Genomic DNA, 15,550 nt, shown 5'->3' with positions numbered 1-15,550 from the left:
GATACATCATGTCACTTATTACTTTTTCTAATTATATACTTACTTATCAAAAGATTTTTATCTGATTGTACACTCTCAATTGTTTTAATTTCCTGAAAAGTTAGGAGACGTAGCTCCTGTATAGTAAATCATTAAAAAAAAGAATATCGGATCGGATATTTATATTCTGCTGATGTATCTCACACAAACATTTTATATATGAAACAAATAGTATGTCTGACACTACTGTTAATATCGGTTTTTTATGTCAAAGCTCAAGAAAACATTTCGTATCAAAAACCTCCTGATGAAATTCTGAAATTAGTTGATGTACAAGTAGCTCCCAGGGTATTACTTGATGATAAAAAAGAACTACTTATACTATTATCCAGAAATGCATATAAATCAATAGAGGAATTATCACAAACTGAGCTAAGGCTAGGAGGGCTTCGAATAAACCCCAAAACAAATATCGGCAGCAGACAACGCTATTATAACAAAATTCAGATTCAGAATATCAAACAAAAAGAGGATGCTAAAGAAATTAAAGGGCTTCCTAAACATCCTAGGCTTACTAATTTTTCATGGTCTCCAGATCAAAGTAAAATTTCTTTTACGCACACTTCCACTACCGGAGTAGAATTATGGATTCTCGATGTCGCTACAGCCACTGCCAAAAAATTAACTCCTGCTACTATAAATGCTAATTTATATAGTCCTGTTCAATGGTTTAAAGACGGTACGGCTATGTTGGTCAAAATGATTCCTGAACAAAGAAAAGCACTTATCGATCCCAAAAGTGCAATTCCTTCGGGACCAACCATCTCAGTAAATCATGGAAAAAAAGCGCAAAACAGAACGTATCAAGACTTGTTAAAAAACAAAAATGACGAACACAATTTCGAGCAATTAGCAATTTCTGATTTGTACAAAGTTTCGCTAGATGGGAAAAAAGAAAAATGGCTTGATACCTCTATGTACCGCTCTATACGGTTCTCCCCTGACGGAGAATATGTATTGATAAATATTATAGAAAAACCTTTTTCTTATTTAGTCCCATACAGACGCTTTCCTTCTACCACTACTGTTTACACAAAAGAAGGTAAAAAGGTAAAAACCGTTGTTTCTGTACCTCTGATCGAAGATTTACCACAAGGTTTTATGGCTGCCAGAAAAGGAAAAAGAAGTTTTTCCTGGAGAAAGGACAAACCTGCTTCCTTAATTTATGCAGAAGCACTAGATCAAGGAGACCCAAAAAACAACGTGACATACCGGGATGAAGTTTTTCAATTAGATGCTCCTTTCACAAAAGATCCGGTATCCTTACTAAAAACCAAAAACCGTTACTCTTATATCGAATGGGGAAATGATCAATTTGCAGTTGCTCATGATTTTTGGTGGAATACCAGAAACATAAAGTCATATATATTCAATCCAGGAGACAATCGTGCAAAACCTGTTTTAATTGAAGATAGAAATTACCAGGATCAATACAGTGACCCGGGTAAGTTTTTGATGAAAAGAAACCAGTTCGGAGCAGAAAGTCTGGTATTAGATAACAATGCAGCATTTTTAATTGGAGATGGGTATAGTGATAAAGGACAATTTCCTTTTTTAGATCGTATTGATTTAAAAACAAATAAAAAGGAACGGGTTTATCAATCCTCTTTTGTCAATAAAATAGAAGATATCAGGGATTATACTCCTGAGAAAAAAGAGCTTTTGGTACGTATTGAATCTCCTAATGAATATCCTAATTATTATTTCAAACACATCAATAAAGACCAGATATCGCAATTGACTCATTTTGAAAACCCGTTTAAAAGTATTCAGAATATTCATAAAGAAGTTATTAAATACAAAAGAGAAGACGGAGTTGAATTATCCGGTACTTTATACTTACCGGTTGGATACGATACTCAAAAAAAGGAGAAAAAACCCATGATTATGTGGGCTTATCCAAGAGAATTTAAGGATAAATCATCTGCCGGTCAAAGCACTAAAAACCCTAATAAGTTTACATACCCTCATTATGGGTCTATGATTTATTGGGTCACCAGAGGATATGTGGTTTTAGACGAAACTTCTTTTCCTATTATTGGAGAAGGAGATACGGAACCTAATGATTCTTTTAGAAAACAATTAGTAGCAAATGCCAAAGCTGCTATTGATGCTGTTGATAAGTTAGGGTATATTGATCGAAAAAGAGTTGCTGTAGGAGGTCATAGTTATGGTGCTTTTATGGTTGCTAATTTGCTTTCTCATTCAGATTTATTTGCTGCAGGAATTGCCAGAAGTGGAGCTTACAACAGAACACTTACTCCTTTTGGGTTCCAAAGTGAAGAAAGAAATTATTGGGAAGCTCCTAATGTCTACTACACAATGTCTCCTTTTATGCACGCTGATAAAATGAAATATCCGCTATTATTAATTCATGGAGAACAAGATAATAACTCAGGGACTTACCCCATGCAAAGCGAACGTTATTTCAATGCTCTAAAAGGACTAGGTGCTAAAGTGCGACTTGTTATGCTTCCTAAAGAAAGTCACGGATACAGAGCTAAAGAAAGTATCTTACACTTACTCTGGGAGCAAGATCAGTGGTTGGAAGAACATGTAAAAAATAAGCCTGTAGGTCAATAAATATCATCAAAATACATACGCGAGCATTGATTACGTTTTGAGATACACCTCGAAACTATTCAGGTCGCGATGATCAAGTAAAAAGGCAAACTTAGTGTTTGCCTTTTTACTTCTATTATTACATCTGTACATCAAATTGTTCTTTAAACTGCTTTGGGATTTGATCAACTTCTTCATCTAACAACTGTCTGAGATCAATTTCTATTCCCCGGGAAATTGTAGAAATAGGGACATCATTAGCAGACCCTTCGAATGGATTTTCTCCTACCGTTCCTATTCGTTGCATCGTATGGAAAATCCAGGATACAATCGTATAAAAAGGAACTGCGAGCCATACAAAATTGAATCCTATTATTGGATATTTTGTTGCTATTTTGTCTCCTATCCCAGAGAATTCAGGAATAATCGCAAAAGGCAATAGTATCACAAAGATTAATACAAAGTAATGAGATAGAGTCGCGTATTGCCTCGGATATGGAAAATTTTTAATCCTCTCGGATTTTCCCTGAAGGGTAAATAACTCTTGTAATACATTTTCTAAATCCAAAAATGAAAATTCCCAGAGTAATTTTTGTTCTTTTAACTGTCTTAAATGACCTGATTGCAAATACAAAATTGCTGCGGCTTTATTATTTTTTTGTAAAATATAAGCTTGTTCTTCTTTACTCAGATATGGAGATATTGCTTCTTCCAGGCTAATATCGCGCTCAGGAATATGCATCATTTTTGACCATTCTCTATTGGTTCTATGATATTCAAAAACTTCCCATTTTTTTGGACTTCTCATAGCATGACGTAATGCTGTAAGCCATGCTATATGACGATACACCATTGTTTTCCTTTCCTGTATTAACCGTTCTTCAGGAACCTTTTCTTCTGTATACTCATTAGTGATCATGTCTTTTGTTTTCATTCCCCAGCTACGTGAGGTATTTACTATACCTCCCCATATTTTTCTAGCTTCCCAGATTCTTCCATAGGCAGCGTTATTTTGGAATCCGATGATAAAAGCTACAGCTGTACCAACAACAGCAACCGGCGTCCATGGAATTTTAAAAAAAGTAAAATCAAATAGCTGATGTAATACGGTTATGATCGAGGAAAAAATAATAAATCCGATAAGCTCCCATCGGGTCCACTGGAGCATATCTTTTACTGAATAACGAGCTTTCGTAAGCATATTTACATATTTTAGATATGCTTAAATGTACTCTTTTTTAACAAAAAAACAGACTCTTATTATCTCCTCTCTATCTGATAATCTAAACATTACCTCTATCAGTATATAATATATCACATATAAAGCTTTTGATATTTCCTATCTCAAGAATAGCTAGGAACGCTGTTTTTAATTTCTCCAGCAATATCTTTTCTGAATTCAGGAACATTTTCAAACAAAAAAACAAGCATCTATATATCAACAACTTGTATTCATTTTTATTTTTTGGCACAGCAATTGTTTATAGTATGATCACAATAAGTAATAATACTAAAAACAAGAAAACATGAAATTTTTAAACAACGTATTCAGATTTAATTTTAAACCTTTTATTAATTTTTTAAAAGAACTTCCTGCATCATGTAGCTATGCGATTCACAGATAGATCATGAAAGAAACATATCGCATTCTATTCCCCAAGGAATTACAGGTTATTACATAAAAGTGAGATTCAATAAACGATCTCACTTTTTTATTTAATGCTGTTTTTCCAAAACAAAAAAGAGAATACTTTATAAGCATTCTCTTCTATGATATCGTTACTAAAAACAGGAGTTACTTAATCCCATAGGTATCCATTAGATACATCAGACTAGTCATAGTGGCTGCCCCTAGTTCAAGTTCTCTTTTATTTACGGCATCAAATGTGTCATTTGCTGCATGGTGGTAGTCAAAATACCGCTGAGAATCTGGTCGTAATCCTGCCAATACAATTCCTTTTTCTTTTTTGAGAGGACCGATATCTGCTCCACTTCCTCCTTTTTCGAAATAATGAATCAAATACGGTGCAAATAGCGGTTTCCAGGATTGTATCTGTTGTAAATTTGCTTCATCACAATCAAAGGAAAACCCTCTTGGTGTAAAACCTCCTGCATCACTTTCTAAGGCAAAGACGTGATTCTCTCCTTTTTCTTTTGCCACTTTCGCATATTTTTTTCCTCCTCGTAATCCATTTTCCTCATTCATAAATAATACAACCCGTATTGATCGTTTGGGTTTATACCCAATTTTCTTAAACAGTCGTAACACCTCCATCGATTGAACAATTCCTGCCCCATCATCATGAGAACCATCTCCTAAATCCCATGAGTCTAAATGACCTCCTACCACCATATATTCATTCGGGTATGTTGTTCCTTTTATTTCACCAATCACATTAAATGATTCTACATCTTTCCACAAACGACAATTCATATTAAAATTAAACTTAATTTGCGGATTTAATTTCAGCATGGCACTTAATAAGTCGGCTCCATTTGTACTAATAGCTGCTGCCGGAATTTTTTCTGAATTGGATAAATCACCATAACTCATCGCTCCTGTATGTGGATAATCATCTTGTCTTAAATTCATTGAACGTACAATCACTCCCACAGCTCCAAACTTGGCGGCTTCTTTTGCACCGGCATATCGTTGATCCACACATCCTCCATATGCCTGAAATGTTTGAATCAGCTCTGCCTGCATAGGACGGTTATAAAAGACAATTTTTCCTTTGATTTTTTCAGTCCCCAAATCTGCTAATTCCTCTATTCCTTTTACCTCTATTACAGGAGCCTTTAACCCTCCAATCGGTGTAGGTACTGATCCTCCTAATGCACAAATAGGCACATTAGTCGTTTTTCCTAATTCTGTTTCTATATAGGCAAATTCAGTAACTCCTCTAGTCCATTTTGGTACCATTACAGACTGTAGCCACACTTTATCCAAGCCTAATTCCTTTAGCTCTTTTTCTGCCCATTCTACCGCACGTTGCGCATTTAATGAACCGGATAAACGCCCTCCTATCTGATTGGATAAGTAATCTAACCATTCATAGCTTTTTCCTTCTAAAAGAGAAGCGTTGTATATTTTCTTTACTATCACAGAATCTTGTTTCGCAGAAGTAGTCTTCTGCGTTGTCCCTTTGGTTGTAATCATAAATACTCCGATAAATAGTAGTATTCTTATCGGAGATGAGAGGAACGATTGCTGCATTGGTATCATTCTCATATTCGTATTGTGTATGTATTAGCAATTATTTCTTTGACTGCTTATTCGCTTTCTAATTGTCTTTTATATAAATCCAGATTCGCTTTTGTTTCTGGGTCCAATTCTGGCTCGTCAATATCTTTATACGTTTTTAAGCTATCATATAAGGTTCTTGCAACAATATATCGAGCGGTTGGTTTATCATCACCAGGAATGATATACCATGGCGCATGGGAGACCGAAGTTCTGTTAATTGCATCCTGATAATACTCCTGATAGTGATCCCACAGCTTTCTTTCTTTGAGATCTCCTGCAGAAAACTTCCAGTTCTTTTCCATTTTTTCTAATCTCCTTAAGAGTCTGTTTTTTTGTTCATCTTTAGAAATATGCAAATAAAACTTATAAATCAAGGTTCCATTTTGAGCGATGTGCTTTTCAAAATTTCTAATTTGCTCAAATCTTTGTTCCCAAAATGCATCATCTATATCAGAGGCCTTATCTATTCCCGGAATATTCTCTCCCAATATATATTCAGGATGCACCCGGGTTACCAAAACATTTTCATAATGCGTGCGGTTAAAAACCCCAAACTTACCCCTTGCTGGTAATGCTATATAATGTCTCCATAAATAGTCGTGATCCAATTCTAATTCGGTAGGTACTTTAAAGCTATGAACAACGATTCCCCGTGCATTAAAATCCTTAAAAACTTCACGTATCAAGCTATCTTTTCCTGCGGTATCCATTCCTTGCAGACATACCAGTACTGCATATTTACCATGTGCGTATAAGGTATCTTGTAGTTTTCCCAGTTTTTCTCGTACATCTTCTAATTCTTTCTCTATTTTTTTTTCACTGGCATCCAAATCATATGTGGTTGGAACATCGGATAGAGAAACAGGATCAACTGCCTGAAAGTCTTTATAATTAATTTTATTCATACTATATCCATTAGAATCTTTTGGAAAGATACTAAAGTTTTTACTCGAAGGAAACAGAAAGCTAAAAATAACAAAGGACTGCTTCTTTTTTTATGATTTATTTGGCACAATCCTGCTGACTTGTCTTATCGGGTATTAAAATCATAACTGATTCCCAGGAGTACGGTATCGTATTCCCTTCCCAAACTCTTCAGGTTAAACTCTGCAAAGACATGAATTGGAGTACTCAAATGGTATAATGCTCTTATTTTTATTTGTGCACCATGATTAATATCTCCTGTTCTGAACGCCAAAAAAGCATCATCTTCTACTGATGGAAAAAATGAGGAGTTATTTCCTATATATCCAATTCCTCCCGTAATGGTTGTCGGGTACCAGTTAAATAAGATCAAGTTTACTCCTATACCAAACTCATGATACCCACCTGAAGGTTCTTGTTCGGTATCCAAAGAAAATACCTGCGCCAGTTCTCCCATATAGGTAGTATAACAATTCGGAGCATATTCTACACGAATTCCAGCTCCAATGCCTTGTTGCGATGCTACTGGTTTTATCGCAGTGATTCCGTAATTAACAGCTCCTGGATCATACTGACCATAGATACCTCTTACGAAACCAAATACAAAGATAAAAATGATTACTTTTTTCATTGGGGCATTTCATTCATCACTACCATTTCACCTATAGATGTATAGATCAACTTTTATATCCTTTGTGATGTATTTTCTTATTAGTCGCAATACAATGGCAAGCATTACTACTTTGCGGCAAACAAAGAAACATCTTCTTCGCTAACTTCTGCTCCTCCTAAAATAATTAGTCGTTCGATCACATTACGCAATTCTCGTATATTTCCTGTCCAATCATATTGCTGTAATTTCTTGATAGCTTTATCAGAAAACTTCTTTACTGAAGACCCCTGCTCTTTTGCTATTTTCTTGGCAAAGTGATTTACCAATTGCGGAATATCTTCTCTTCTATCATTTAAGGCTGGTACTTTTACCAAAATAACGGCCAATCGGTGGTATAAATCTTCTCTGAATTTGTTTTCTGCAATTTCTTTCTTAAGATCTTTATTGGTTGCTGCAACAATGCGAACATCTACCTTGATATCTTTATCACTTCCTACTCGCTGTATTTTATTTTCCTGCAGGGCTCGTAATACTTTAGCCTGAGCAGAAAGGCTCATATCTCCTATTTCATCCAGGAAAATGGTTCCTCCATTCGCTGCTTCGAATTTTCCTGCTCTATCTTTATTAGCAGAAGTAAAAGCTCCTTTGACATGACCAAATAATTCACTTTCTATCAGTTCTCCTGGAATTGCAGCACAGTTTACTTCTATCATAGGTCCTTTGCTTCGGTCACTTTTTTGATGTATCCAATGTGCTACCAGTTCCTTCCCTGTTCCATTAGGTCCGGTAATCAGTACTCTGGCATCAGTAACCGCTACCTTTTCTATCATATCCTTGATATCGGTAATTGCTTTGGAATCGCCTATCATCTCATAATTCTTAGAGACTTTTTTCTTCAGCATTTTATTCTCTGCAACCAGTTCTTTTCTATCTACTGCATTTCTCACTGTATTGAGCAAACGGTTTAAATCTGGTGGTTTGGAAATATAATCAAAGGCTCCTAATCTCATCGTATTCACTGCTGTATCTAAATCTCCATGCCCCGAAATCATAATCATCGGTATTTCGGGCTTTATTTTTTTTACAGCCTCCAGAACTTCTACTCCATCCATTTTAGGCATTTTGATATCACATAATATCAGGTCAAAATCTTCTGCTTTAATCTTTTCAATCCCCAGAAGACCATCTTCTGCTTCAGAAACAATATATTTATCGCTTTCTTCCGACAGTATTTTTACTAATACTCTTCGGATTGCCGCCTCATCTTCTATTACTAATATTTTTGCCATTATATCTTAAATTTTAGTCCGGTTTTTAGATATACAGTATTCTCATCAGAAAGTATTTTCAGATTTTCCTGATCTGTATTTATCCATCGGATTTCATTATCAATTGTATATCCTACATCTGCATATAACAATAAGTGTTCCGTAATATAATACTCATAGCTCAAAGCTCCAAGTACCATGAACATGGATGTACTGTTAATTCTTTCTTGTTGAGCTGCTCCGACTGGTAATGTATTAACATGCTGCATGGTAGCATAAAATCGATCTAGCCCCAGATACATTTTCAAAACAGATTTCTTTTTGCAATAAAAAGAGAGATTAGAAATGGGCGTTCCTACTGTATATGACCAATTAGGATGAAATTTTTTATAGTAGCTAATGATAGGTAATGGAGCAAAAACATCAAAAGGAATTGTCATATGCAATCCCAAAATCCATTTGCTTGTTTGTTGTTCATTCGCAGCTGTTTTTTTCTTAATGAATAAAAAATAGGTGGTATAAAACAGCTCCTCATTGGTAATTTCCCCTTTGGAAAAATCAGAAGATGCAATTGCTTCTCCTCCCAGTGTAAACCCCCATCCGTTTTTTACTGGTGTTGTATACAATGCATTTACAGCAATGGTATGAAATTTCTGTGGAGACTCCATTAGTACCTCATCAGATTGCAGCTGTAGCGTATGATAATTATAGCGTACTCCTGGTATGAAATAGGTATTTTCTTTTTTTAATTTCACAGGTATTCTCCCCAAAACCTTAATACGGTTATATTCCATATTTGTCTGCTGAGGCGCATGGGTATAGTCTACATTAAACAACTCTAAGCTTTGTGCCTGTACATTCGAATTACTCCATATGTACAGCAAAACAACTAAGTGATAAAGCTTATAAAGTCGGATCATATATTATGTATTTCATCATTTCCTGACAATAGTGACTTCTGTTTGAGGGAATGGTATATCAATCTTATGTTCTTTGAATAAACGATCAATAGCAAATCTTATTTCACTTTTTATAATCGTTGCTTCAAAACAATTATTGATTGTAAAAATAAGTCGGAATTCCAAAGAGCTATCTCCAAAATCAGTAAACAAAACACTTGGTTCTGGAGTTGCTAAAACTTTATCACTCGTTAATGCGGCTTTTATCAATACTTCTTTTACCAAATTGACATCACTACCGTATGCTACTCCAACAGTAACAGATTCTCTGGTATATACATTATTTTGTGTCCAATTATACAGAATAGAAGTCAAATACAAGTGATTAGGAATAATTAACACCTTGTTATCAATCGTTACAGCTCGGGTTGTCCTCAACTTAATTTCTTCTACCCGACCAACAGTACCTTCCATTTCGAAAATATCTCCTACTTTGACACTTTGATCTATAAAAATAAATATCCCGGAGATAATATCCTGTATCAATGTCTGTAATGCTAACCCCACTCCAACCAGTAAGGCTGCTGAGGCTGCAAAAATTCCGGTAATATTAAACCCAATAAGGTCTAATGCGATAAAAATTACGATCACATAGATAAAATATCGGGTAAAGGAGAAAATAGAAATAAACTTCTTTTTATTCTCATTGGGTAACTTTCTTGTGACCAGTTTTCTGATCAGCTTCAGACAAAAAGAAGTGATGACAAATACTACAATTACAAATAACAGCAGTCCCACTGTCAATATTATGGGAGATTTTTCGGTTCCGAAATGAAAAATTTCATAGTTCAAAAAGCTTTGTAAGCTTTGCCAAACATCTTCATGAATCACTTCTTTAACTTGTGCTGTTATATCGTCTTGCATCCTATTTATACTTTAACCATTTAAAGAGTTCTTTATAGCTCGCTTTTTTTCCATACATCAAAATCCCAACTCTGTATATTTTTGCTGCAAACCAGGTAATAAAGGTAATACTTCCGAATAATAAAACAATCGATATCACTACTTCCCACCAGGGTACCCCAAAAGGTATACGCATCAACATTACGATAGGAGATGTCAGCGGAATCATGGAGAATATAGTCGATACCGTTCCATGCGGATTTTCTATAACAGAAAAGAACCCCACATAAATTCCCAGCATTAATGGCAATATGACAGGCAGCATAAATTGCTGAGAGTCAGTTTCACTATCTACAGCTGCTCCAATAGCTGCATAAATAGCACTATACAGGAAATAACCTCCAATAAAATAAATCAGGAAAGAAATCGTAAGTGTTATTAACGGTAATCGTTGTATTTCCACAAATATATTCGTCATATCATCAATCATACCTCCATTCGAAGCGATCATTTTATTGACCTCCTGTAACTGAACAGGTTCTACATCTACTCCAAAAACAAAGGTTCCCACAGTCATTAAAATCATTCCTAAAAATACCCAGATAATAAATTGTAAAACTCCTGCAAAAGAAGTCCCTAGTATTTTCCCCAACATCAAATGAAAAGGTTTTACCGAAGAAATAATAATTTCTATAATCCTGTTTGCTTTTTCTTCAATAACAGATCGCATCACCATATTTCCGTAAATAATAATAAACATCATCAACAGATATCCGGCAACGCCTCCAAAAACCATTTTTACGTAACTAGCCATTTTTGAAGTCTTTTCTCCTGAAAAATCTTCAACGAGAATAGAAACTTCTGATTTTGATTTTTTGATAACATCGAGGTTTAGTCCTTTTTCTCTATAATTACGTTCTGTTATTTTTGCTGATATTACCTGCTCTATTTTACTTAATATAGAAGGACTGGGGGCTTCTTCTGCATAAAACTGGATAGATGTTGCTAACTGATCAGTACCTTCTTTTTTAGGAATATACAGTAGTCCATATAACTTTTGCTGCTTAACCGAATCCTTTGCTACTTTCCAGTTCAGATGGGAATAATCAATATATTCTATGTTCCCTTCATTTTTTAAATCAGCTGAGAACATTTCTGTTTCATCTACGAAGGCTATTTTATGTATCTCATCATTATTAATCGTTGCCAACCAAGTAATCAATGAGATCATACCAATAAAAATCAGGGGGCTTAAAAAGGTCATTACTACAAATGTCCTGTTGCGAACCCTCGCCATAAACTCTCTTTTGATAATGAGTTTTAAATTATGCATTCTCTTCTGTAATTGTTTTAATAAATATTTCGTTTACTCCCGGAATTACTTCATTAAATCGCAAAATCTGTGCTTGACCAGATAAATACCCTAATAAATCATTCGGAGAATCTTCCTTTCCAAGGGTAATATTTAATTTTAGTTGCTCATCAATTGTTCTAAAATCGGCAGGGGACACCTTAAATTTACTTTTAATTTGCTCTAATATTCCCGCTGCATTATCTGTCATCAACCCCACTTCAAAGGTATTTGATTTATAAGCTCTTTTTACATCTGTCAATTTCCCATCTAATATCTTTTTTGATTTATTAATCAAGGCGATATGATCACACAATTCTTCTACGCTTTCCATTCTATGTGTAGAAAAAATAATAGTAGCACCTTCTTCCCTGAGTTGTAAGATCTCATCTTTTATAACCGTAGCATTAATAGGGTCAAAACCACTAAATGGCTCATCAAAAATCAACAATTTTGGGCGATGTAATACTGTAACAATAAACTGAACTTTTTGCGCCATCCCTTTGGACAACTCTTGTATTTTTTTATTCCACCAATGTGAAATTTCAAACTTATCGAACCAGTACTTTAATCGTTCTCTTGCTTCTGTTTTACTCAACCCTTTTAATTGTGCTAAATACAGTGCTTGCTCTCCTACTTTCATCGATTTATAAAGTCCTCTTTCTTCTGGCAGGTACCCTATATCTTTTATATGTTGTGGTTCCAGAGGTTGACCATCCAGAAAAACCTTTCCCTGATCGGGGTATGTGATTTGATTAATGATTCGTATCAATGTAGTTTTACCAGCCCCATTGGGCCCTAATAAGCCGAATACACTTCCTTTAGGTACCTGAATGGACACGTCATTAAGCGCAGTAAAAGTTCCAAAGCGTTTTGTTGCGTGCTGTACCTCTAATACATTGGTCATAAATAATGGTTGTAATTTATTTTTTCAAGTAAATAAAAACGGATGAATTTTCAAGAATAAAATTCTGTTCCACGCGTTTTCAGTTGCATAATTACAAAATTATAATGTCTTCATAACTTTTTATTTACCTACTTATTTTATTTCGGTACAATATCCTATAAACCAAAAACAAAACCCACCCTGAATACGAATACTAAGGATGGGAAAAAAATTGCTATGAAAAAGAAAAATTATCACTAAACATTTTTAGTGATGCTCAAATATACAAATTTTTCTTAACCATATGTTAAAGAAATCAAATCATTACGACCTCTCTCATTTCTTTATATCGTTTTTATGAGAACATATCTTTTACTTTCTCAAAAAAGGATTTATCTCCACTTTCGGGTTTTGGCATAAAATGTTCATCTTTTGCCATTTTTTCGAAAAACTCTTTTTGTTCTCTGCTCAGGGTTCTTGGGGTCCAAACATTGACATGTACTAATAGATCACCTCTTCCGTATCCATTAATACTTGGAATTCCTTTTCCTCTAAGTCTCAATATTTTTCCACTCTGAACTCCTTCTTCTATCTTAATTCTCACTTTGCCACTTACTGTATCAATTTCTTTGGACGCTCCAAGAGCAGCTTCTGAGAAACTGATATACAAATCATAATGCAGGTTATCTCCTTCTCGTTGTAACTCTGCATGAGGTTTTTCTTCTATGGCAACCAGCAGATCTCCTGCAATTCCATTCCCAGGTGCTTCATTTCCTTTTCCTGCTACTTTTAGCTGCATTCCTTCTTCTACTCCTGGCGGGATTTTTACACTTACGGTTTCTTCAACAATCTTCAACCCCTGAGCGTCTGCATCGGCTGGTCTTTTATCGATCATTTGTCCGGTTCCTCCACACACATTACATGGAGAGGACGTTTGCATTCTTCCTAAAATCGTATTGGTAATTCTGGTAACTTGTCCTGAACCATTACAGGTACTACATGTTTTATATGTAGTTCCAGGAGCCTTAACCTTTCTTTTTACCTTAATCTTTTTATCGACTCCATTCGCGATATCTTCTAAAGACAGTTTCACACGAATACGAAGATTACTTCCTTTTGCCGTTCGTTGTCTTCCTCCTCCGAAGCCGCCAAAGCCGCCAAAACCACCACCAAAGATATCTCCAAACTGACTGAATATATCATCCATATTCATTCCACCACCTCCGAAGCCACCTCCGCCTTCGAATGCCTGATGACCAAATTGGTCATAACGTGCTTTTTTATCAGGATCACTTAATATCTCATATGCTTCTGCTGCTTTTTTGAACTTCTCTTCTGCAGTCGCATCTCCCGGATTTTTATCTGGGTGATATTCAATTGCTTTTTTACGATATGCTTTTTTGATTTCTGCCTGACTAGCTCCCTTACTAATACCTAGTATGTCATAAAAATCTTCTTTCATAAATGTCTTATTGTCCGGTTACTACCTTTGGAAAACGGATGACTTTATCGCCAAGCTTATATCCTTTTTCAATAACATCAACTATTTTCCCTTTCAAATCATCACTAGGTGCAGGAATCTGGGTAATCGCTTCATGATCATCTGCATTAAACGTATCACCAGCAGCAACTTCTACTTCTGAAAGTCCTTTACTCTTTAGTGTTTCTTTGAGTTTATTATGAATCAATTCTACCCCTTTGATCAGGTTTTCATCTTCCGATTTTTCGATTTCTTTTTGCGCTCTATCAAAATCGTCTAATACGGGTAGCATTGATTGTATCACATCTTGACTTGCTGTTTTAAAAAGCTCTAAACGTTCTTTTGAGGTTCGTTTTTTATAATTTTCAAACTCTGCAAAGAGTCTCAAAAACTTATCTTTTTCCTTCTCCAGTTCTTCTTTTAGCTGTGCTTCTACATCAACCTCTTCATTTTCTTTCTCTGTAACAGGCGCATCAAGTACTTCTTCTACTTGATCTTTTAGATCATCGTTTTTTTTATTTTTCTTACTCATGTAAAACGTATCTTTTTTATAAGTTTTTCTTTATTGCAGGTGCAAAAGTACTGCCATTTTTCAATAAATGTCATAATGTCACAATAATATTTTAATATATATTTAAGACAGAAGACATCAGAAAGAAATATTTTTGACCAAATTTTAAACCTTTAATTCTTTATTATGAAATTTAAATTAATGCAACTTGCTGCAGTCACGGCACTTTCAATCCTTGCTTTTTCTTGTAAAGGAGAGAAAAAAAATGAAACTACTGCTAAGGAGGCTGAAGAAGTAAAAGAAGCTCCTGCTGTGGCAGTTACGTATACTGTAGACCCTACAGCTAGTACTATCGAATGGACAGGATCTAAGCCTACAGGTAAACATATGGGAACTATCGCGCTATCGAATGGTACATTAAAAGTTCAGGAGAACAAAGTACTTGGAGGATCATTCGCTATAGACATGACTACAATTACTGTTACTGACTTAGAAGGTGACGAAAAAGCAGGTCTTGAAGCACACTTAAAAGGTGAAGGTGAAGGTAAAGAAGATCACTTCTTTAATGTAGCCAAGTTTAAAGATGGTGCTTTCGAAATTACTGCTGTAAATGAAAAAGATGGAAAAACTGTGATCGAAGGAAACCTAACATTAAAAGGTATCAAGAAAAATATCTCTTTCCCGGCAACTATCTCTTCTAATGATTCTGAAACTACTATTACTAGTGACGTATTCACAATTAACCGTACAGAATGGGGAGTAAACTACGGATCTAAATCTGTATTCGAAAACTTAGGAGATAAGTTTATTAACGACGATATTGAGATCAAAGTAAGCTTAAAAGCCAAAAAAGCATAATCCGAATAG

At 35.1% G+C, this 15,550-nt stretch carries 13 protein-coding genes; 2 read left to right on the top strand and 11 right to left on the bottom strand.

Going from position 1 to position 15,550, the window contains the following annotated elements:
• Positions 1-198 precede the first annotated feature (198 nt).
• A complete protein-coding gene (locus tag HN014_RS13595; protein WP_176029399.1) occupies positions 199-2,622 on the top strand; it encodes a prolyl oligopeptidase family serine peptidase in 2,424 nt (807 codons plus the stop codon).
• A 118-nt stretch (positions 2,623-2,740) separates the two neighbouring features.
• On the opposite strand, the gene HN014_RS13590 is transcribed toward HN014_RS13595, so the two are convergent.
• The 11 genes from HN014_RS13590 to HN014_RS13540 all read right to left on the bottom strand — a co-directional run bounded on the left by HN014_RS13590 (position 2,741) and on the right by HN014_RS13540 (position 14,704).
• Complete coding sequence (locus tag HN014_RS13590) at positions 2,741-3,802, bottom strand: bestrophin family protein (RefSeq protein ID WP_176029398.1); 1,062 nt, start codon at positions 3,800-3,802, stop codon at positions 2,741-2,743.
• 594 nt (positions 3,803-4,396) lie between these two features.
• Positions 4,397-5,761 (bottom strand): M20/M25/M40 family metallo-hydrolase, encoded by a 1,365-nt coding sequence (locus HN014_RS13585; RefSeq protein ID WP_254884142.1) that lies wholly within the window; start codon positions 5,759-5,761, stop codon positions 4,397-4,399.
• A gap of 113 nt (positions 5,762-5,874) precedes the next feature.
• Entirely contained in the window at positions 5,875-6,753 is an 879-nt protein-coding gene (locus tag HN014_RS13580; RefSeq protein ID WP_176029397.1) for a PPK2 family polyphosphate kinase, read from the bottom strand.
• Positions 6,754-6,878: 125 nt separating this feature from the next.
• The gene (locus tag HN014_RS13575; RefSeq protein WP_176029396.1) at positions 6,879-7,403 is read right to left on the bottom strand and encodes a hypothetical protein; all 525 of its coding nucleotides are present in this window, start codon (positions 7,401-7,403) and stop codon (positions 6,879-6,881) included.
• Positions 7,404-7,510: 107 nt separating this feature from the next.
• Positions 7,511-8,674 carry a sigma-54 dependent transcriptional regulator gene (locus HN014_RS13570; protein ID WP_176029395.1) on the bottom strand — a complete coding sequence of 388 codons (1,164 nt, stop codon included), beginning with the start codon at positions 8,672-8,674 and terminating at the stop codon, positions 7,511-7,513.
• Complete coding sequence (locus HN014_RS13565; RefSeq protein ID WP_176029394.1) at positions 8,674-9,573, bottom strand: hypothetical protein; 900 nt, start codon at positions 9,571-9,573, stop codon at positions 8,674-8,676. The genes HN014_RS13570 and HN014_RS13565 overlap by 1 nt, the downstream gene beginning before the upstream one ends.
• Positions 9,574-9,588: 15 nt before the next feature.
• Positions 9,589-10,476 carry a mechanosensitive ion channel family protein gene (locus HN014_RS13560; protein WP_176029393.1) on the bottom strand — a complete coding sequence of 296 codons (888 nt, stop codon included), beginning with the start codon at positions 10,474-10,476 and terminating at the stop codon, positions 9,589-9,591.
• 1 nt (position 10,477) lies between these two features.
• Positions 10,478-11,788, bottom strand: coding sequence for an ABC transporter permease (locus HN014_RS13555; protein ID WP_176029392.1), 1,311 nt, complete (start codon positions 11,786-11,788; stop codon positions 10,478-10,480).
• Positions 11,781-12,713, bottom strand: a complete 933-nt coding sequence (locus HN014_RS13550; protein WP_176029391.1) for an ABC transporter ATP-binding protein — start codon at positions 12,711-12,713, stop codon at positions 11,781-11,783. The genes HN014_RS13555 and HN014_RS13550 overlap by 8 nt, the downstream gene beginning before the upstream one ends.
• A 334-nt stretch (positions 12,714-13,047) precedes the next feature.
• Entirely contained in the window at positions 13,048-14,154 is a 1,107-nt protein-coding gene (gene dnaJ / locus HN014_RS13545) for a molecular chaperone DnaJ (RefSeq protein ID WP_176029390.1), read from the bottom strand.
• Between the two features lie 7 nt (positions 14,155-14,161).
• Entirely contained in the window at positions 14,162-14,704 is a 543-nt protein-coding gene (locus tag HN014_RS13540; protein ID WP_176029389.1) for a nucleotide exchange factor GrpE, read from the bottom strand.
• A 165-nt stretch (positions 14,705-14,869) separates the two neighbouring features.
• Here HN014_RS13540 and HN014_RS13535 point away from each other — a divergent pair, with 165 nt between their 5' ends.
• On the top strand, positions 14,870-15,541 hold the full coding sequence (locus HN014_RS13535; RefSeq protein ID WP_176029388.1) for a YceI family protein: 672 nt from the start codon (positions 14,870-14,872) through the stop codon (positions 15,539-15,541).
• Positions 15,542-15,550 lie beyond the last annotated feature (9 nt).

Origin of the sequence: Aquimarina sp. TRL1, assembly GCF_013365535.1 — a bacterium.
Lineage (GTDB): Bacteria > Bacteroidota > Bacteroidia > Flavobacteriales > Flavobacteriaceae > Aquimarina > Aquimarina hainanensis.
This window is presented reverse-complemented; position numbering and strand designations above follow the sequence as displayed.